Here is a 16,660-nt window from a genome sequence, read left to right as displayed (position 1 = left end):
CCGCTGAAGTAGCCGATTTCGTTCACCTGGGCGGCAGCGTCCGGCGTCGTGTAGTGCCACAGCGTGAAGCCGTTGGCGTAGGACAGGACGCTGAGGTCTTTTGGGGTGTAGGCCATGGATGGTCCCTTCTGGGAGAAGAGGGCCGGCGGGCGACCTGCACGCCCGCCGACCAGTGGACCCGCCGTAACGACCTGCCAGGGCTGGACGGCGGGGAGGGGCTTCCTCTGACGCCCCAAGCCGGCTGGGGTCACCCATGCCGGCCGAAGCGCGCGAAGGCGGAGAGGGTCAGTAGGCGATAGCCACGTGCGGAACTGAGCCCTTGGCGATGGCCGTGATGGCGGTCTTCGCGGCGGCATCGGACAGCCCGGCGGTGACCAGGGCGGCGACGGCGGCTTTGTTCACCGTGGCCCGGTGAGTGCGGTCCGCCTCGCGGCGGCGCTGCGCCTCCTCCTCGGCCTTTCGCTCATCCTCGATCCGCTGGCGCTCCTGGCGCGCGGCGGCCTCCTCGCGCTGTCGGGCGCGTTCTTCCGCGGCCTTGCGGTCCTCCTCCGCCCGGCGCTCAGCCTCGATGTGGTCGCGCTCCGCCCGCTCCGCCCGCTCCTGGGCCTCGCGCGCTTCACGCTCGATCCGCTCCCGCTCGGAGGCGGCCCGGCGCTCGGCCTCTTCCGCTTCCCGGCGGGCCTTCTCCTCGGCCTCGCGGCGGGCCTGCTCGGCGGCGCGGGCGGCGGCTTCCTGCTTCTCGCGCTCGATCCGCTCAGCTTCCTCGCGGGCCGCGCGTTCCTCCGCCTCGCGGCGCAGGCGCTCCAGTTCTGCGCGCTCGGCGTCGCGGGCGCGGCTGTTCTCCAGGGCGGCGGTCAGCGTAGCGACGGCGGTTTCCTTGGCCTTCTCGGCGCGGGCCATGAACTCCTGAAAGCCGCTGGTGTCGACGGCCTGGGCCTCGGCCAGCCGGGCGGCGATGTCATCCGTCGTGCGTTCGCCAGAGAACAGCGGCATGGCCTGGATATCGGCGATACCGGCCTCGTGCCGCTCGATGCGCGCCTTCTCAGCTGCCTCGAAATCGTCCAGCGGCTTGCGCACCTCGTCCTTCAGCGCGTCCAGGCGGTCCCGGATCACACGGCGGTCGGCGTCGATCAGCGCAACCTGCTTCTTCGTCTCCTCCACTAAGCCCTTGCCCATGTCGTCCAGGGCGGTCTTGCTGCGCGCCACCTTGTAGGCGAGGGAGGCGATTGCCTTCCGGCCCTTGTCGGTGCTGATGTCGAGATCCTTGGCGGCGGTGCGCACGTCCGCCTCCAGCTTGGTCAGGATCGTCTCGACGCCGCCGGGGGCGAAGACTGTGGCCGGCACAAGAGCGGGCGGCAGGACGGCAAGTTCGGTGCTGGGCGCGGTGCTCATTGGGTTGTTCCCACGGTTGGTTTCCACGACCCCTCAAGCCCCTGCGGCCAAGCCGTTAGGGGCGGAGGCGCCGGAGCGCGGCTATGGGGTGGGGCGGCTACCAGCCGGGGAAGGCGCGGCGCAGGGCGTCGAGGAGGTCGCGTTCCTGGCGGGACATCGCTCAGGCGCTCCTTGCTTCGCGGGCCATGATCACTCGGCGGCGAGCACTGTAAGCGGGGAGGGGCTGTCCACCTCGATCACCACCGGATCGAACTTGTTGGTGTTCGCCGCAGCCGCGATCATCTCCAGCTTCATCGTGTCGACGATCTGCTTGGCGAGGTAGGCACGGGTGCGGGCCTCCGAGCGGGTGATATTCCCCGACCGAAGGGCCTGAAAGTCTTCGATCAGCATCCTGCGCAGATCGGCGGTGGTCTTCATGGTCGTTTTCCTTGCAGAGTGTTTCGATTTCAGAGATGAGGAAGCGGATTTCCGAAAAGCACAGAGCTTTGATCTCGTACTTTCCGACCAGATTTCCGAAGTTCCGGATTTGATGAAGGCATCGCTTGCAGACGGCGGCGTGCCCGTTATGCCCATAAAGGCGGTCACCAATCGCGAATTCATTGAATTCGCTGAACTGTTGGCAACTCTCGCACCACAATTCAAAATCGTAGTCCAGCGCAAAGCCGACCTTCTCCGCTTTGAAGAGGTGCACTGGCCTTGCTGATGTCGGCGCGTCCCACTCGTGAACCCAAAGACGCTCTCCGGACACCATGTAACGCTTCTTCAAGACTTTCTTTTCCGCGAACGCAACTAACTCTTGGTCCGAAACGCGCGAGAGTTCATGAAGAGAGCGAAGGGCCACAACCAACGCCTCAAACGTGTGCGTGTAACCGTGCTGGCGGCGGTCGTAGATACGAGCTTCCCCAGCGGCAAAAGGATGGCCGCGCAGGCGCCCGACAAGATCGGCAAACCCCTGAACGATCATTCCTTGCAATCTCCCACTCGCCCAGAGGGGCCGACGCACCGCGCTCCGGCCAAGTCTGGGAGGAACCACCCATCCGGGCTACGGGGCATCCGTTCGGGTGGGTGTGGGGTAATGCTACGCAAATCGAATAGCGGTCGTCAATCCTGAACTATGCGATACGAATAGAATTTTGTTTTGGACGGAACCTGATCTCCATTGACGGCGTTCGTGCACAGTGAGAACGTAATGGGAACATTCAACGTGGAGGCGCCGATGCCTGTGCAGGCTGTTCGTGAAATTTACGTCGTGGAGTGCGCTCGTCGCCGAGTCGTTGTGTCGGCCCTCGACGCGGGAAAGGCGCGCGAGATCGGCGCTCGGCTGCTGCTGGGAAGCCCACAAAGCCAGCGGCGCGACGCGCTCTTGGTCCGCGAGCCGGAGGAGGAGGAGCGCACGGCCTTCGAGACGTTCGTGCGCAGTTTTGGCGTTGGCAGCGAGTGCGAACTCGCCGCCATTCCTATGTGATGGGGCTATTCATGGCTATGCAGACACAGTTCATCGTCCAACCCTACGTCAGCGGTGCGAAGGGAGCGCTTACCCCAGCGGCGGCGATAAGGGTGAACACCGCAGATGCGGGCCGAGTCCGCGCGCAGCGCATCATGGCTACAGGCCGCGTGATCGGCGTCGACGTCGTGCGGACGGAAGCTGACTCGGAGGCTGGGGACTACAGCGAGCCGGTATTCCTTGCGCGGTTCGGGCAAGTGCCACAGATAGAAGCGTGAAGATTGCGAACTTGCGGTGATCCCGCTGTAGGTTGAGCGCCAGCCCCGATCGCTGGCGCTCCCGACCGGCTCACGCCCCCGGCCGCCCCAGCGAGCGCAATGTCCCCCGCCCGGCACGCTGCTGGGTCAGCGCGATCACCGGCACGGCCCCAGGGTGGGTAAGCACCGGGGCTGGCTTCGCATAATGCCGTTATGGTTGAGTTCCGGCAACATTATTACTCGCATATGTGCGCGCGGCCCGGAAACGCGAAGGGCGCCCGAAGGCGCCCTGGTAGCGCTACCGATAACTCAATGTCGTTCTAGCTTGATAGCGGAACAAAGCGCCAAATGCTCAGTTGTGTATCGTTCCGCATTTTTGTGAATAATTTATCCTTCTTATCAAGCAGAGCATAGAATATCTCATTCGCTCCTTCAATTTCCCCTCGACTCTCCGCCTTTTGTATCATTTCTCGGTAGGAAACAAGAATGTTTACAATCTCCTTTCCATCGGCTTCATATTTGCTTGGCCACCGCCCTGTTTTAGGATGAAATAAAACGTGCATATTGAGGATTGCCTTCATTAATTCCTTACGACTTGCGCCATCAACTTTTCCCGTCTCAGCATATTCAACCATGAATTCGCGTGCACCTATCAATATCTTTGTCAGCTCGGCCTGGAAATCCTGCTCCAGGCCCTGAGCCCCTTCGAGTTCGATTTTCTGCGCTTCAATATTCCATGTGGCGACGTAAGCGGCGACGCCGGACAAAGCCGCCGAAATGACAACTGTGGCACCAGCCAGCAAAGTCCCCTTCCAGCTTGCATTGTTCGGTCCGTTACTCATTTTTTTACCTTCGTTCTTTCCTTAAACCCAACGCCGTTTTCTGCTTTCTTGCGTTCTTCCTTAAGCCTTTCAAATTCCCTTGGGGTTATGCTCTCCATAAGATCCTTATAATCCTCGCGCACCTTTATAACATGAGCGCTAAGACCTTGCGATTGATCATTCTGCACTACTGCCTTTTGCGCCTCGCTGGCTGAAAGGTCTGTGCCGGCAACGGCGACAAGGGCAAGCGCAAGCAAGAGAGCCCTGACCGAGCCATGCCAAACCCGATAACTTCCCGGAGAAGCAAAGGACATCTCAAAGCTTAGAACGTCATGACGTCGATAGCTTGACTTTCTTAGCTGATCAAAGCTCCTCAGTGATAGTTCGCGCTCGTGCCCTAGAACCTTCGCATTGGCAGCGGCAAGTGCGTACTGCAATACGATAATCCCTGGAATTGCAGTTTCCGGATCATTGTCATAGGCTGGCCCTTCAAAAAGCATCTGACCTTGCTCTTTGAATACAAAATTTTGATATGCTTGCCGGAAAATGTATAGGCCATAGTCATCAACTGAAACGCTACGTACCGTTCGACGGCCTCGAAGCTGGTAAGAAAGATCTACGGGGACATGTCGTTTTTCAAAGTCAACCCTCAGCCACTTAACTTTGCGAAATGGTACTTTATGGATGCCAAACTGCCTAACCGCTATACTGTCATCAACAGAATATTCAGACACAATCTCGCCGATGTACAGCTTTGACTGAAACCCCGACTCTTCCGGCACGACAACTATGTCACCAACCTTGGCCTTCTTAAAAAGGCGCTCAAAGTTGCTGTACGATGATCCAACAGAACGCTTATTATAATTATCTATGTAGTCGGCGACATTGGATGACGGCTGAGATTTTCGATCTTTAGGATTGGAAAGGTACCATTCCGCTAAAGCTTTTGATTTTGCGATCTTAGGATCAATTTTTACTCTTCCGCGAAGATCGCCCTTCTCAAGATCAAGCCCCGGAAGCTCAAGAAAGACGCACTCATCTTTGATGAACTGTTTGACAAAATCCTTCTTTGTCCCTGGATAGATGCGCCATATGGCAACATTATCAGGAACAAACTTAATGTTCAGATCGATAACTGGATCAGACAATCTGCGCTCCCTCGGTTCCGTTAATCAGACATCACATAAGACATGCACTTATGAGAAACACTTTTCTGCTGTCCTCGCCCCCCCTCACCTCAACCGCGCGGGCTTAGCGGTGCTTGTCGTAGCAGGACGATCCGTTGGCCTCACGGCAGCAGATGTAGCTCCACTCCGCTGATCGGCTCATGTTCGCCTGGAACGCATAGGATCGCGCCGCCGACTGGCACGCGCTGATGCCAGCAACCTTCCCAAGATAGACCTGCTTCCCATCGCTGCCGGGGAAGTAGAAGTAGGCGTTGAAGACGTCCCTCTCGGTCGCCGCGTGGGTGCCGTCGCCGCAAGCGACGGCCAGAAAACACGCCGCAGCAGCAGCTATCAGCCCAGCCTTCATGATCAACGCATACCCCCGCATGATCGCCCACCATCGAGCGCCACCGATGCGAGTATGACAGGATCGCGGTAGGCTATTCTATATGAATAATGATCCGAGCTGGGGGCGTTGTGCCGCGCCGAGCGTGGTTCAGTTCTTCCGCACCCACTTAACCGGGGCCGCCCACTCAATCGGAACGTCGGTGATCGGCGGGAAGTTGAATGACAGCAGCGTCACCAGTCCTGGTTCGGAGCCGGCCGCGAGCGTCTTGATGTACATGCGCCCGTCCGCCAGCTTGACGATGCACTCGCGCCCGATGAGGTCAATCGGCGGGCCATCGTAACGCTCATAGTAGATTTCATCGCGGTTGCGATAGGCGGGGTACATCGAGTCGCCCCGGACGATCACCGCGACGACGCTGTCTCCGGCGCCAGGAGGCGCCTCGACCTCTTCGAGGGATGCGCCCTTCTCATGGTCGTCGAATGGTGTGATCTCGGCGCCTGCCCCGATGTAGCCGACAACCGGTATCATCTGCGCAGTGCTGGCCTCGCCTTCGCCGGTCATCAACCACGCCGCCGTGGTGCGGAAGGCTTTGGCGTACTTCTTCGCCTGTTCGCGGTCGAAATCCCGCGAACCGTTCTCGTGCCCGAGATAGGTCGAGACCGTCCACCGGTTTTGCTTTGCGGCCAGGGTGGCGTTTCCAAACCCTGCTTTCTCGCGCGCTGCCTTCAGGCGTTTAGCTGGCGTATCCATGCCATGCAGTATGCATAGAAATGCTATGCGATGTGCGTTGACAAGGGCGCTATTCGTATCGCATAGTGCCTTCATGGAAGAAATCGCTCGCATTCGGAAAGACCTGGGCATCAGCCAGACGGCGTTTGCCGAACTGCTGGGGGTTTCTCAGGCAAAGGTATCGCGTTGGGAGGCGGGGGTATCCACGCCGAGCAAGGCTGAGATGATCGCTGCGCGCACTTTGCGGCGCCCCAAGCGCCCCCCCCGCCGCAAGTCAACGCCCGCCCACCCCAACCAGGGGGCGGCGTGAATGCGAAGGCTCATCGGCCAACTGCTGCTGTGGTTCATCGAGGGGGCTGGGCGCCGCCCGCCCGACATCGTTGTCGGAATGGACTTCGGGCAGCGCCCCACCATGGTGGTTGCCCCGGTGATCGGGTGGGAACTCAGCCTGGACCCGGCCGATCCAGTGAAAGACGGACCTCGCCCATGACGGATTGCACCGCTGCTATCGCGCGTTGGCGGATGTATTCGGCGCGACGCTCGCTGCACCGGGGAGGCTGGTACGCCCCCATCCGTTGCTCGATCAGGTCGAGCATCTCCGAAAGGTCTGCGCGCGCGTCCGTTGAGCGGCGCGCCTGCATCAGCAGCAAGGCCATGGAGAGTTCGCGGAGCGCGGCCAGTTCCGCATGCACGATGTCCTCGAACGTGATTTCCGACATTGGGTTGCTCCATCGGGTTGGTGACACGGCCGATGGTAGCGCGGTCGGGGAGGGCCGTCATGGCTCTCCCCGCTCGTCGCGGTTGACCGAATAGACCAACTCCAGGCGGGGCCGCGGGGCGGGCGGCTCCTCGACCTGCATGCGGATCACGCCGCCGGACATGCGCAGGGCGGGCAGGCCCCACACCCGGACACCACAGATTTCGGAGGCACCATGAGGGATTGGATCGCGGGTCAAGCGCTTCCGGGCACCCGCCGCCGGGTCGGACTTCTCCAGTCCACCATGACGGCCATTCTGCCGGGCCGCGGGGCGCCGTTCGAGAGCGCGGGTGGGGAAGGGGATGACCATTCCGTGGTTGGCCCTGCCACTTTCGGCACGGGCGCCGCTCTGGCTGTCCTGGCCGTGCCCATGCTGGTGCTGATCGTGACGGCCCTCGCCGTCGTTCTCGGGGGTCGGTGACATGGTTTCCGCCTCTCAGATGACCCTATTGCCGGCGCATGTGCCGGAGGTTCGGCCCCGGTCGAAAGCTGTAGAACAGCCCGCCTTGTTCGACCTTGGCGAGTTGGATCGTGCATCGCACAAAGACGCGAAAGACAGTGCGCCGATTACGCATAGGTTGCGCGTCCTGAAGGGCGACGAGCGCGTTTCTGCGGGTTCCACCTGGGCGAAGGTCCTGCGCACCACCAAGGGCCGGGACGCTGCCAAGCGCATCGTCTCCGACTTCGAGGCCGCCGGTCAGCCTGTCAGCCTGCGCACCGTCCAGGGCTGGCTGAACGGCAGGCTGGCGGACGAACCGTACATCCTGCTGGCTGACCAGCTCTACGGCCCGGGCATCGTCGCCGAGATTTACGAGCCCGACAGTGAGGCTGCCGCCGCGTCCCGCAAGCTGCGCCTCACGCGCCTTGTCGACGGTGGCGCCCAATGACCGCCCGCCAGCCCGTTTACCTCGACCCAAGCCGAGAAGGCCACGCCGCCCGGCGGCTCAACCAGCGCTACGGGCTGGCCTTCACCGTCGAGCTGAAGACCGAGCTTTTCCGCCAGATCACCGCCGTCCGCGCGAACGACAACCGGCAGCCGACCGCGTGCCGGATCTCCGCCGCCGGCCTGCGCGAACGCTGGCTCGTCAGCCTCGATCACCGCGTCCTGCACGTCGTCATCGACCAGGGCGCCGCGGTGGTCGTCACCTTCCTCCCACTGCATGGGAAACGGCCATGACCCCGCGCACCGCTGAAATCCTCTCTGCTGCCCTGGCCAACGGCACCGCCGGCATCCTCCGGGGCGACACCCTCACCGTCCGCATGCCCACGGCCAACGCCGTGCAGATCGCGGCCAGCAACGCGAACGCGGCGCCGATGGCGTTCGTCTTCGCCGGACTCGCCGCCCAAGCGGCGAACACCAACACGCCGGCCAACCGCGCCGGCTGAACACCTCACAAACTGGAGGCAGATCATGATTACGCAGCAACATCAGGACCGACTCGTCGCGCAGGGACGCGACGAAATGATGACCGCCTTCTGCATGGTCGCGCGGCCCAACGAGGCCCAGCAGCGGGACGCGTCCGAGCGCTTCACCGCCTTCATGCAGGAGCTGGTGCCGCAGATCGTCGGCGTGGTCGCCGTGGGCGACTATCCCGCGTTCCCCGTCAAGCTGGAGAATATCGACGGCAAGGGCAAGATCGCGCTGAAGGCCGCGAATGTGGACGAGGCCGGCCCGGCGCTGATCACCCACATCGGTGCGTCGCTGACTCTGGTGCTGACCGACGCGGCGCAGTTCGATCGCAAGCGCCCGGCGGCCAACATCGACCCGGACCAGAAGGCGCTGCCGATGGAGCCGGCGGACGGTGGTGAGGATGACGACGAGGACGGCACCGGCGAGGATGACTCGACCGACGAGGAGGTTGAGGCGCTGTCGGATGACGAGCCGGTCTTCGATGACCAGGGTGTGACCGACGCGGAGAACGGCGATGGCATTGACCTGCTGAACGCCGATGCGGACGGCCCCCTCTTCTCGGTGGTCGATGTCGGCACGAAGAAGCTGGGCGACGGCAGCGAGGCGACCGTCCATGTCCTGCTGCACCGCGACCAGGAGGTGTTCGAGCCGATGGCCGCGCCGGCCTTCGTTCAGACCTGCGCCGACGCGCTGAACGATCTGGTGAGCAAGCTGGGCCGGGACCTGTCGCCGTTCGAGGTGCGCGACACGGTGATCGCCTCCATCCCACCGGACAACAGCATCGGCGTCGCGCTCAACGCTCCCTACACCACCGAGGCCATCCAGAACAGCACGGCCCCGGCGGTCGAGGAGAAGGCTCGCCGCGGGCGGCTGAGCGACGCGCGCAAGGTCGAGATGTACCACCTGGGCTACGACGCGGCGGAGGCCGGTCGCTCCGTCAGCGAGGCGGGCGAGGGCCACACGGAAGGCGAGGGCAAGCACATCCAGCGTGGGTGGGCCGACCAGAAGGACGGCAAGGCGCGGGCCTGGGAGCGTCCGGGCGCCACGCCGAAGCCGGCCAATGATGACGACGAGCCGCGCGAGACCTCCGGCAACGTGGCGGCCTGACCATGACGCACCGCATTGTCCTGGCGCTGGACGTTGGAACCGCTCTCGGATGGGCCGTTCAACGCGCCGATGGCAGCGTCGAATCCGGTCGGGTGGAGCTGTCCAAGGGAAATCGCCAGGGCGTGCGGCTGCATGCCTTCCGGGTGTGGCTGGTCGACCAGCTCACCCGGCTTGGCGAGATCGACACGATCGTCTGGGAGCACGCTTTCCGCCAGCCCGGCGCGGCCAATGAGGTGCATCACAACCTCGTCGGCGTCCTGCTCGACTTCGCGGAGCGCAACCGGATCATCGACTATCACAGCGTCGACGTGAAGGCTCTCAAGGGATTCGCGACGGGCAATGGCAACGCGGACAAGGACGCCATGGTGGCGGCCGCCCGCGCCGCCGGCTACCCGGTCCGCAGCCATGACGAGGCCGACGCCGTGCACCTCCTCCGATACGAGATTTCCGGCCGCCGCGTCGCCGATCTGCCGAGGCTCCACGAAGCCCGGCGGAAGCGCCAGCAGCAGGCGAAGCGCCGCCGCGCCGCCAACCAGAACCAGAAGGTCACCGCAGCATGAAGGCCACCCCCATGCGCGACCGAATCCGTAAGAACGCCCGCCCGCATGCCGGCGGCTGGGCTTGGGACCATGAAGGCATGCGCTCCTGGTCGAAGGAGAACCCGGCGCACCCGCCCGCGGCCAACAGCAATGCGCCGTCCTGGCGCGCGGAGTGGGCAGAGCTGGTTCGGAGGGCGTCCGCATGAGCAACGTCACCCATCTGCCGGTCACCAACCCCCGCCGGCGCGTCGCCCCGCCGTCCACGTCCGCGCGGCTGGCCGGCGCCGCCGACGATCTGATCCTGATCGCCACCGAGCACGATTTCGACCGTGACGGCATCCGCGAAATCGCGGCCCGGCTGAAGCGGCTTGCCGAGGAGCTGAGCGCATCGTGAGTGGCTTCTACCTGATGCACCGCGGGTGGCTCGACCATCCGGCCTTCGGCGGCGCGCGTGAGCCCTACTGCCGGCGCGCGGCTTGGGCGTGGCTGATCGAGAACGCCTGCTGGAAGAACGAACGCCAAAACATCGCCGGAAAGACGGTGGCGCTGCGCCGCGGTCAGCTCTCGTTCTCGCTGCGCTTCCTGGCGAAGGCCTGGGGTTGGGACGCCGAGAAGGTGCGTCGCTTCTGTCTCAGATTGGCCGACGAGAAAATGATCGAGACAGAGAGTGAGGCAGGGCAGATGGTCATAACCATCTGTAATTACGATGAATATCAGGTTCCCGCCTCGCCGAGTGAGGCAGGTGGTGAGGCGGTGGTGAGGCAGCACCGAGGCAGCGGTGAGGCAAATACTAATGAAGGGAATAAAGGGAATGAAGAGTCTGTGCGCGCCCTGCCGGGCGACGCGCTGCCCGATCTTGCCGGGCAAGGGGTGGTCACACCCCCGGCCAACGACAATCCGCCCGAACCCGCCAAGCAGACGAAGCGGGGTACGCGCGTTCCCGACGGGGACCTGCCGGAAGACTGGGCGCAGGCTGCGAACCACACCCGCGAAAAGCACCAGATGCCGCTGCTGACCAAGCGCGTGCTGGGCCTGCGCTGGGAGAACTTCCGGAACTACTGGGGCGGGTTGGCTGGCTCGAAGGGGCTGAAGGCCGATTGGCGCAAGACGTGGCTGAACGACTGCATCAGCCCGGTGACCGAGCGGAAGTTCCCGGCCGGCCAGCCGCCCCCGGTGAACGCCAACGCGCCGCCCCAGGCCAAACGGCAAGCCTCCTCCCTCTCCGAGATCCCGCTGTTCTTCGACACCCCTACCGAGGTCTGACCCATGGAAACCGTTTTCGCCGAGTTGCGGAACACTCCGGCGATTTCCCGCATGCTGGGCCGTCACGCCAACACCGAGGTCGAGCAGGCGCTGCTGGGCGCCTTGCTGACACAGCCCGCCGCCTTCGGTCGCACCGTCGGGCGCGTGGCCGCAGAGGACTTCGCCGACCCGGTGCACGGCGCGATCTACAGCGCCGTGTCCGAGCGCGTGTCGCAGGGCAGGGCGGTGGATCACCGGCTGCTGGGCGACGTGGCGACGGCCTGTGACGACGTGCTGCAGGATGTCGGCGGGGGCCGGGCCTACCTCGCCGGGTTGGCCGGTGCCGCGGGGCTGGCCTCCGCGGTGATCGACTATGCCGACACGATTCGCCAGCTTGCCACCCGTCGCCGGCTGATCGACACCGGCCTGCGCGCCATCGTTCTGGCGGACGAGGCTCATCGCATCGAGGACGCCGTTTCCGTCGTGATCGGGGAGGCCGAAGGGCTGGTCGACGGGGGAGGGGCCCGGACCCGCTCCGAGGTGCTGGCCGCGATGGTCGCGGGCATGGAGAAGCCGGGCAGGGTGTTCCCCACCGGCTATCCGTCGATCGACCGGGCGTGGGGCGGCGGCCTCTATGCCGGGCGCATGTACTGCATCGCCGGCAAAGGGAAGGCCGGTAAGTCCGCCCTGGCCGGGGGAATCAGCTACGCCCTGAACCGGGCCGGTGTCCGTCACGCCTATCTGGCCCTGGAGATGGGCGCGCTGGAGATCGAACAGCGGCAGGTAGCGCGCGAACTCGGCACCCACAGCATGGCGCTGATCGGGCACGTGCACGCCACCATCCTCGCCCGCGCCGGCCAGTATGCCGCCACCGCGGCGGCGGAGAAGCTCGACAACGTGGTCTACGTCGACATGCCGGGCGGCACGATGGACCGGCTGCGCACCGAGATCCTCGCCGCGAAGTACCGGCACCGCTGCGCCGGGGTGATCGTGGATTACTGGCAGCTGGTCACCGGGCGCCCTCCCGGCACGTCGGAGGAGGAGCACCTGCGGCGCGTCGCCGAATGGCTGGCCGCCACGGTGAAGCGTCTGGGGATCTGGGTCCTGATCCTGGCGCAGCTCACCGACGACGGCGAGGCCACCGCGGTCAGCCGCACCGGCATGAACCGGAACGCCGACCAGCTCTATTTCCTGCGCGACTGCGACCTCGACGGCGCCCGGTGGCTGGAGGGCAAGGCCAGCCGGTACACGCCGACGACCGACATCGGCTCCAAGGACGAGCCCGCGCTGAAGCTGGTCTATCCGGGGCCGCACTTCGAAGATTGGGCCGCCCGCGGGGCCAGCGACGCGCGGCAGGCGCAGTACGAACTGGCGGAGGGGTGATGCGCACCGTGGCAGCTCTCTACGTTGAAACGGATGGCCCCTATTTCGGCTGGCCTGGTGTGGACCCGTGGGATGAGTCTCGAGACGCCCGCCACTATGACGGTCCGCACCCGGTTATTGCCCACCCACCCTGTCAGCGGTGGGGGCGGTTTTGGCATGGCAGCACCCGTAAGCCGCACCAGTTCGAACTTGGGGATGATGGCGGCTGTTTTGCCGCGGCTCTTGCCTCTGTGCGGCGATGGGGAGGCGTCCTGGAACACCCGGCCCATTCCAGGGCCTGGGACGCGTTCCGCCTCAATAGACCGCCCGTCGATGGTGGGTGGGTGAATGCGGATTTCGAGGGTGGCTGGACTTGCCACGTAGAGCAAGGTTGGTATGGGCACATGGCGCGCAAGCCGACATGGCTCTATGCTCATGGCGTGGACCTGCCATCCCTTCATTGGGGGCAGGGTGAGCAACGCCTACATCCCGCTGCCCTCGAAAAGCATGGATACGAGAAGGCGCGACGCATCGGCATGCTCGCCATGGTGGGGGGGGAAGGATAAGACCCGCATCCGCAATTCAACCCCGCCGGCCTTCCGCGACACGCTGATAGAGATAGCTCGATCAGCCGCACTCGATCTTCCGGAGCCTGCCAACCAGTCGCGGCGGTTCGACCGCACAGCCTGACCACACCGACGGCCGCCCTCCGGGGCGGCTGTTTCATTTCTGGCGCTGAGCCAGCCGCAGGAGCTGCTTGCGGCGTTCGGGCAGCAGCCAGTCCCACGCGGCGCACAGCATGACTGATCGGGGGTCCATGGGCGCGTCGCCCGACCCGCAGGCTTCCCACCGGCGGATGACCCGCTCATTCACGCAATGGATCACGCCGGCCTGGGGCTGCGTCATGCGGTGGCGCTCGCGCCAGGATCGGAATTCATCGCCGGTCATGGGGCCACGGTAGCCCCTCCCCGAACCGGCTGTTAACGCACCCCCCTTGCCCTAACAGCCGGTCGGCCCTCGCTGGACCCGTTGGAAATCCTGGGCGGATTGCAAGTCTCTTGACAGCCCTCCCAGAACGTGAGCAAGCCTCGCGCGCGTCCTTCCCCATTACGCCTCGCGGTGCGTTACCTCGCCCGCCGGCCCGCCGCTATCCTTCGCGGCATGACCGACGCCACGCCCCAGCCCGATCGCATCAACCTCCCGGACCACGCCGCGCCCAAGCACGCGGGCGGGCGGCCGGTCGTCTGGACCCCCGAGCGGATCACCGACGCCAAAGCCACCGTCCTCGACCTCCTCGCCGATGGCCAGTCCATGCGCAGCATCTGCGCGCAGGACGACATGCCGTCATGGTCTACGCTACGCCGGTGGTTGAGGGAGGATGTCGAGTTCGCAACGCAGTACGCGCGCGCCCGCGAGGCCGCAGCGGACATGTCAGCGGCCCGCGTGATCGAGATCGCGGAGGCCGTCGCGGCGGGCAAGATGGACCCGCAGGCCGGACGGACGGCCATCGACGGGCACAAGTGGGCCGCGAGCAAGCTGAACGCCCGCGTCTACGGCGACCGCATCGACGTGAACCAGCACCACACGGGCAACGTCCAGGTCGGATGGGTGATCGACCTCAGCCCGTCAGGCCCGGTGATCGAAGGGGAGGGCGCGACGGTCATCGAGGGCCGTACGCCAGCCGATGAATAGCCCATTTTCCATAAGGGCGGTTATGAGGAATTATCGTACGTGCCGAAGCGGGCCTCGCAGCCCCCGCGCGTACGCCCCCCTCCCCTCTCCCCTCTCGGCCAAAGTCACGCGCCCCAGCCCGCCCGGCGGCCCGACCCCCACCCTGGGGGCCTCGCGCGCCGGGCCGCGCCGGCCACCCCCGGGGGCAAAAACCGCGCGCCCTTCGTCCTGCGGGCCATCCCCTCACGATTTTGCCCAACCCCATGAACCCGCAACAATCTTTCCAACGGTGAAGCCATGAGCACGAGCGCGCAGCAGGCGATCAAGGGCGGGGCGAGCGTCTACAAACCGGACGGCGAGACGTTGCGCCAGTTCCTGCTGAACTCGACGGCCCGGCTGCTCTGCATCCAGGGGCCGGAGGGATCGGGGAAATCGACGGCTTCGGCGATGAAACTGTGGATGTCGGCGATCCGGCAGGCGCCGCAGAAAGACGGCATCCGGCGGACGCGCATGCTGGTGGTGCGCAATACCTTCAACGACCTGAAATTGACGACGGTCCAGACATGGAAACGCCTGTTCCCGCCGGAGATTTATGGCCAATTCCTGGAGACGGCGCCGTTCTGCCACAAAATCAGGGCCGGTGACGTGGAATGCGACGTGTGGTTCGTCGCGCTGGACGACGAAGGCGCCCTGCACAAGGTGCTGTCGCTGGAATTCACGTCGATCTGGGTGAACGAGGCGCGCGAACTGCCCCGTCGGGTCATCGGCGGCCTGTGGCGTCGTCGCGGGCGGTTCCCGGCGGTCATGGACGGCGGCCCGAGCTACCCGATCATGATCCTCGACACCAACGCGCCGGCGGATGACCACTGGATTCCCATCATGCGCGGCGACGTGCCGATTCCGTCCAAGCTGTCGGACGACGAAAAGCGGGAGCTGGTGAAGCCGGAGGGTTGGGAGTTCTGGAACCAGCCGGGCGGTCTGGTCGAAATCACCGATGACGCGGGAAATCACGTCCGTTTCGAGCCGAACCCGGCGGCGGAGAACACGGCGTGGCTGCCCGGTGGCCGAAACTTCTACCTGGAGGCCGCCCGCGGCCAAACGATCCACGACGTTCGGATCGCGCTCTGCAACAAGCTGGGCCGATCGCGCACCGGAAAGCCGGTGTTTCCGATGTTTCGGCCCGATCTGCATGTCGCCAAGCAGCCGCTGCAGCCCGTCGAGGGGCACCCGATCCTGGTCGGCGTGGATTTCGGCCTGACCCCGGCCGCGGTGTTCGGCCAGCACGTCATGGGCCGGTGGCTGATCCTGCACGAGCTGGTGGCAGAGGACGACGCCGGCATGGGCGCGGTCACCTTCGCGCCGCTGCTGAAGGCGGATCTGGCCAGCCGGTTCCCAGGCTTCAAGTTCAGCCTGTTCGGCGATCCTGCTGGTGACCAGCGGGCGCAGTCGGACGAGCGGTCCCCGTTCATGATCTTCCGCGCCTGCGGCCTGCCGATCCAGCCGGCGCCGACGAACGATACGACGGTGCGGAAGGAGGCAGTGGAGACGGAGTTGAACCGCCTGGTCAACGGCTATCCGGCGTTTCTGATCTCGCCGACCTGCACCCGCTATGCCGCCTCGATGGAATGGGGCTACCGGTACCGGAAAATGAAGCTGGCGGGCGCCGACCGCTACACCGACCAGCCGGTGAAGGACGAGCACAGCCACGTGAACGACGCCGGCCAGTACCTGCTGATCGGGGGCGGGGCCGGGCGGGCGCTGCTGACGGGCACCGCCGGCCCGAAGAAGCCCGTGAACACGAAGGTCCCAACCTCCCCCTTGGCGGCCAACCGCGCCGCGGCCCTCCGGAGGCTCCGCTGATGATCCGCTCTTGGCTCGTCGCCTTCGTGGATGACCCTCGCTCGCCGCGCCGTTGGTGGGACGTGTTCACCAGGCCGGGCTTCCGGCACGTTCAGGCTTGGGGCTGGGACGCCGACGCCGGGGTGTGGCTGATCTACAGCGTGTTCACGGATTCGACCATGGTCGACGCGCTGCCGCCGGGCGAACTTGCCGACGCGGTGATCGGCGGCATGTGCGCCGTCTCGTCCGCGGTGCTGCGGTACGATCCGCCGGCCAAGCCCGAGCCCGGCCGCATGCCCCGATTGGGCTTCTGGTGTGTTCCGGCGGTGGCCCATCTGCTGGGCATTCGCTCATGTGCGTTGGTCCCGCACCAGCTCTACCGCGACCTTCTGGCCCGTGGAGCCACACCAGCCTATGAGGGATGCCTTGGGGGGATCACCGAGCGCGCCGAAGACCGACCCGGCCATTGAGGAAGCCAACCGCCGCGAGCGTGAGCGCGCCGAGGCCGACCGGCAGAAGGCCACGCAGCAGCAACTGGCTGTCGAGACGACCCAGCAGAACGCCCGTTTCGGGC

The 16,660-nt window shown here is 64.9% G+C and carries 23 protein-coding genes; 14 read left to right on the top strand and 9 right to left on the bottom strand.

From position 1 onward, the window contains the following. Positions 1-285: 285 nt before the first annotated feature. Together ACFPMG_RS10675 and ACFPMG_RS10670 are read right to left on the bottom strand one after the other, a co-directional pair. A complete protein-coding gene (locus tag ACFPMG_RS10675) occupies positions 286-1,392 on the bottom strand; it encodes a coiled-coil domain-containing protein (protein WP_376995104.1) in 1,107 nt (368 codons plus the stop codon). A 189-nt stretch (positions 1,393-1,581) separates the two neighbouring features. After that, positions 1,582-1,809, bottom strand: coding sequence for a hypothetical protein (locus ACFPMG_RS10670; RefSeq protein ID WP_376995103.1), 228 nt, complete (start codon positions 1,807-1,809; stop codon positions 1,582-1,584). Here ACFPMG_RS10670 and ACFPMG_RS10665 point away from each other — a divergent pair. Both ACFPMG_RS10665 and ACFPMG_RS10660 read left to right on the top strand, forming a co-directional pair. Next, complete coding sequence (locus ACFPMG_RS10665; RefSeq protein ID WP_376995102.1) at positions 1,808-2,095, top strand: hypothetical protein; 288 nt, start codon at positions 1,808-1,810, stop codon at positions 2,093-2,095. The genes ACFPMG_RS10670 and ACFPMG_RS10665 overlap by 2 nt on opposite strands. 456 nt (positions 2,096-2,551) lie before the next feature. After that, entirely contained in the window at positions 2,552-2,857 is a 306-nt protein-coding gene (locus ACFPMG_RS10660) for a hypothetical protein (RefSeq protein ID WP_376995101.1), read from the top strand. Between the two features lie 556 nt (positions 2,858-3,413). Here the strand turns inward: ACFPMG_RS10660 and ACFPMG_RS10655 are convergent. The 4 genes from ACFPMG_RS10655 to ACFPMG_RS10640 form a co-directional block, all read right to left on the bottom strand. Continuing rightward, the gene (locus ACFPMG_RS10655) at positions 3,414-3,935 is read right to left on the bottom strand and encodes a hypothetical protein (RefSeq protein WP_376995100.1); all 522 of its coding nucleotides are present in this window, start codon (positions 3,933-3,935) and stop codon (positions 3,414-3,416) included. Continuing rightward, complete coding sequence (locus tag ACFPMG_RS10650; RefSeq protein ID WP_376995099.1) at positions 3,932-5,062, bottom strand: hypothetical protein; 1,131 nt, start codon at positions 5,060-5,062, stop codon at positions 3,932-3,934. Before ACFPMG_RS10650 ends, ACFPMG_RS10655 begins: the two co-directional genes overlap by 4 nt. A gap of 103 nt (positions 5,063-5,165) precedes the next feature. Beyond that, positions 5,166-5,447 carry a hypothetical protein gene (locus tag ACFPMG_RS10645; RefSeq protein ID WP_376995098.1) on the bottom strand — a complete coding sequence of 94 codons (282 nt, stop codon included), beginning with the start codon at positions 5,445-5,447 and terminating at the stop codon, positions 5,166-5,168. Between the two features lie 129 nt (positions 5,448-5,576). Beyond that, positions 5,577-6,179 (bottom strand): S24 family peptidase, encoded by a 603-nt coding sequence (locus ACFPMG_RS10640; RefSeq protein ID WP_376995097.1) that lies wholly within the window; start codon positions 6,177-6,179, stop codon positions 5,577-5,579. Here ACFPMG_RS10640 and ACFPMG_RS10635 point away from each other — a divergent pair. Then, entirely contained in the window at positions 6,178-6,468 is a 291-nt protein-coding gene (locus ACFPMG_RS10635; RefSeq protein ID WP_376995096.1) for a helix-turn-helix domain-containing protein, read from the top strand. The two genes, ACFPMG_RS10640 and ACFPMG_RS10635, sit on opposite strands and share 2 nt — an antisense overlap. A 133-nt stretch (positions 6,469-6,601) precedes the next feature. On the opposite strand, the gene ACFPMG_RS10630 is transcribed toward ACFPMG_RS10635, so the two are convergent. Both ACFPMG_RS10630 and ACFPMG_RS10625 read right to left on the bottom strand, forming a co-directional pair. Beyond that, positions 6,602-6,877: a hypothetical protein gene (locus tag ACFPMG_RS10630; RefSeq protein WP_376995095.1), complete on the bottom strand. Its 276-nt coding sequence runs from the start codon at positions 6,875-6,877 to the stop codon at positions 6,602-6,604. 57 nt (positions 6,878-6,934) lie between these two features. Beyond that, the gene (locus tag ACFPMG_RS10625) at positions 6,935-7,339 is read right to left on the bottom strand and encodes a hypothetical protein (protein ID WP_376995094.1); all 405 of its coding nucleotides are present in this window, start codon (positions 7,337-7,339) and stop codon (positions 6,935-6,937) included. 82 nt (positions 7,340-7,421) lie between these two features. On the opposite strand from ACFPMG_RS10625, the gene ACFPMG_RS10620 reads away from it, so the two are divergent. The 8 genes from ACFPMG_RS10620 (at position 7,422) to ACFPMG_RS10585 (ending at position 12,597) form a co-directional block, all read left to right on the top strand. Further along, positions 7,422-7,802 carry a hypothetical protein gene (locus ACFPMG_RS10620; protein WP_376995093.1) on the top strand — a complete coding sequence of 127 codons (381 nt, stop codon included), beginning with the start codon at positions 7,422-7,424 and terminating at the stop codon, positions 7,800-7,802. Then, entirely contained in the window at positions 7,799-8,092 is a 294-nt protein-coding gene (locus ACFPMG_RS10615) for a hypothetical protein (RefSeq protein WP_376995092.1), read from the top strand. The genes ACFPMG_RS10620 and ACFPMG_RS10615 overlap by 4 nt, the downstream gene beginning before the upstream one ends. Continuing rightward, positions 8,089-8,301: a hypothetical protein gene (locus ACFPMG_RS10610; RefSeq protein WP_145700368.1), complete on the top strand. Its 213-nt coding sequence runs from the start codon at positions 8,089-8,091 to the stop codon at positions 8,299-8,301. Before ACFPMG_RS10615 ends, ACFPMG_RS10610 begins: the two co-directional genes overlap by 4 nt. A gap of 25 nt (positions 8,302-8,326) precedes the next feature. After that, a complete protein-coding gene (locus tag ACFPMG_RS10605; protein ID WP_376995091.1) occupies positions 8,327-9,433 on the top strand; it encodes a hypothetical protein in 1,107 nt (368 codons plus the stop codon). A 2-nt stretch (positions 9,434-9,435) separates the two neighbouring features. Next, entirely contained in the window at positions 9,436-9,993 is a 558-nt protein-coding gene (locus ACFPMG_RS10600) for a hypothetical protein (RefSeq protein ID WP_376995090.1), read from the top strand. Positions 9,994-10,174: 181 nt separating this feature from the next. After that, positions 10,175-10,366: a hypothetical protein gene (locus ACFPMG_RS10595; RefSeq protein WP_376995089.1), complete on the top strand. Its 192-nt coding sequence runs from the start codon at positions 10,175-10,177 to the stop codon at positions 10,364-10,366. Continuing rightward, on the top strand, positions 10,363-11,235 hold the full coding sequence (locus tag ACFPMG_RS10590) for a hypothetical protein (RefSeq protein ID WP_376995088.1): 873 nt from the start codon (positions 10,363-10,365) through the stop codon (positions 11,233-11,235). The genes ACFPMG_RS10595 and ACFPMG_RS10590 overlap by 4 nt, the downstream gene beginning before the upstream one ends. Positions 11,236-11,238: 3 nt before the next feature. Beyond that, positions 11,239-12,597 carry a DnaB-like helicase N-terminal domain-containing protein gene (locus tag ACFPMG_RS10585; protein WP_376995087.1) on the top strand — a complete coding sequence of 453 codons (1,359 nt, stop codon included), beginning with the start codon at positions 11,239-11,241 and terminating at the stop codon, positions 12,595-12,597. A gap of 702 nt (positions 12,598-13,299) precedes the next feature. On the opposite strand, the gene ACFPMG_RS10580 is transcribed toward ACFPMG_RS10585, so the two are convergent. Beyond that, positions 13,300-13,482 carry a hypothetical protein gene (locus tag ACFPMG_RS10580; RefSeq protein WP_376995085.1) on the bottom strand — a complete coding sequence of 61 codons (183 nt, stop codon included), beginning with the start codon at positions 13,480-13,482 and terminating at the stop codon, positions 13,300-13,302. A 255-nt stretch (positions 13,483-13,737) separates the two neighbouring features. Here ACFPMG_RS10580 and ACFPMG_RS10575 point away from each other — a divergent pair, with 255 nt between their 5' ends. The 3 genes from ACFPMG_RS10575 to ACFPMG_RS10565 all read left to right on the top strand — a co-directional run bounded on the left by ACFPMG_RS10575 (position 13,738) and on the right by ACFPMG_RS10565 (position 16,556). Next, positions 13,738-14,268, top strand: coding sequence for a terminase small subunit-like protein (locus ACFPMG_RS10575; RefSeq protein ID WP_376995083.1), 531 nt, complete (start codon positions 13,738-13,740; stop codon positions 14,266-14,268). Between the two features lie 276 nt (positions 14,269-14,544). Continuing rightward, a complete protein-coding gene (locus ACFPMG_RS10570; RefSeq protein WP_376995082.1) occupies positions 14,545-16,107 on the top strand; it encodes a hypothetical protein in 1,563 nt (520 codons plus the stop codon). Beyond that, positions 16,107-16,556, top strand: a complete 450-nt coding sequence (locus tag ACFPMG_RS10565; protein ID WP_376995081.1) for a hypothetical protein — start codon at positions 16,107-16,109, stop codon at positions 16,554-16,556. The genes ACFPMG_RS10570 and ACFPMG_RS10565 overlap by 1 nt, the downstream gene beginning before the upstream one ends. Positions 16,557-16,660 lie beyond the last annotated feature (104 nt).

This window comes from Azospirillum himalayense (assembly GCF_042657465.1).
Taxonomy (GTDB): Bacteria; Pseudomonadota; Alphaproteobacteria; order Azospirillales; family Azospirillaceae; genus Azospirillum; species Azospirillum himalayense.
This window is presented reverse-complemented; position numbering and strand designations above follow the sequence as displayed.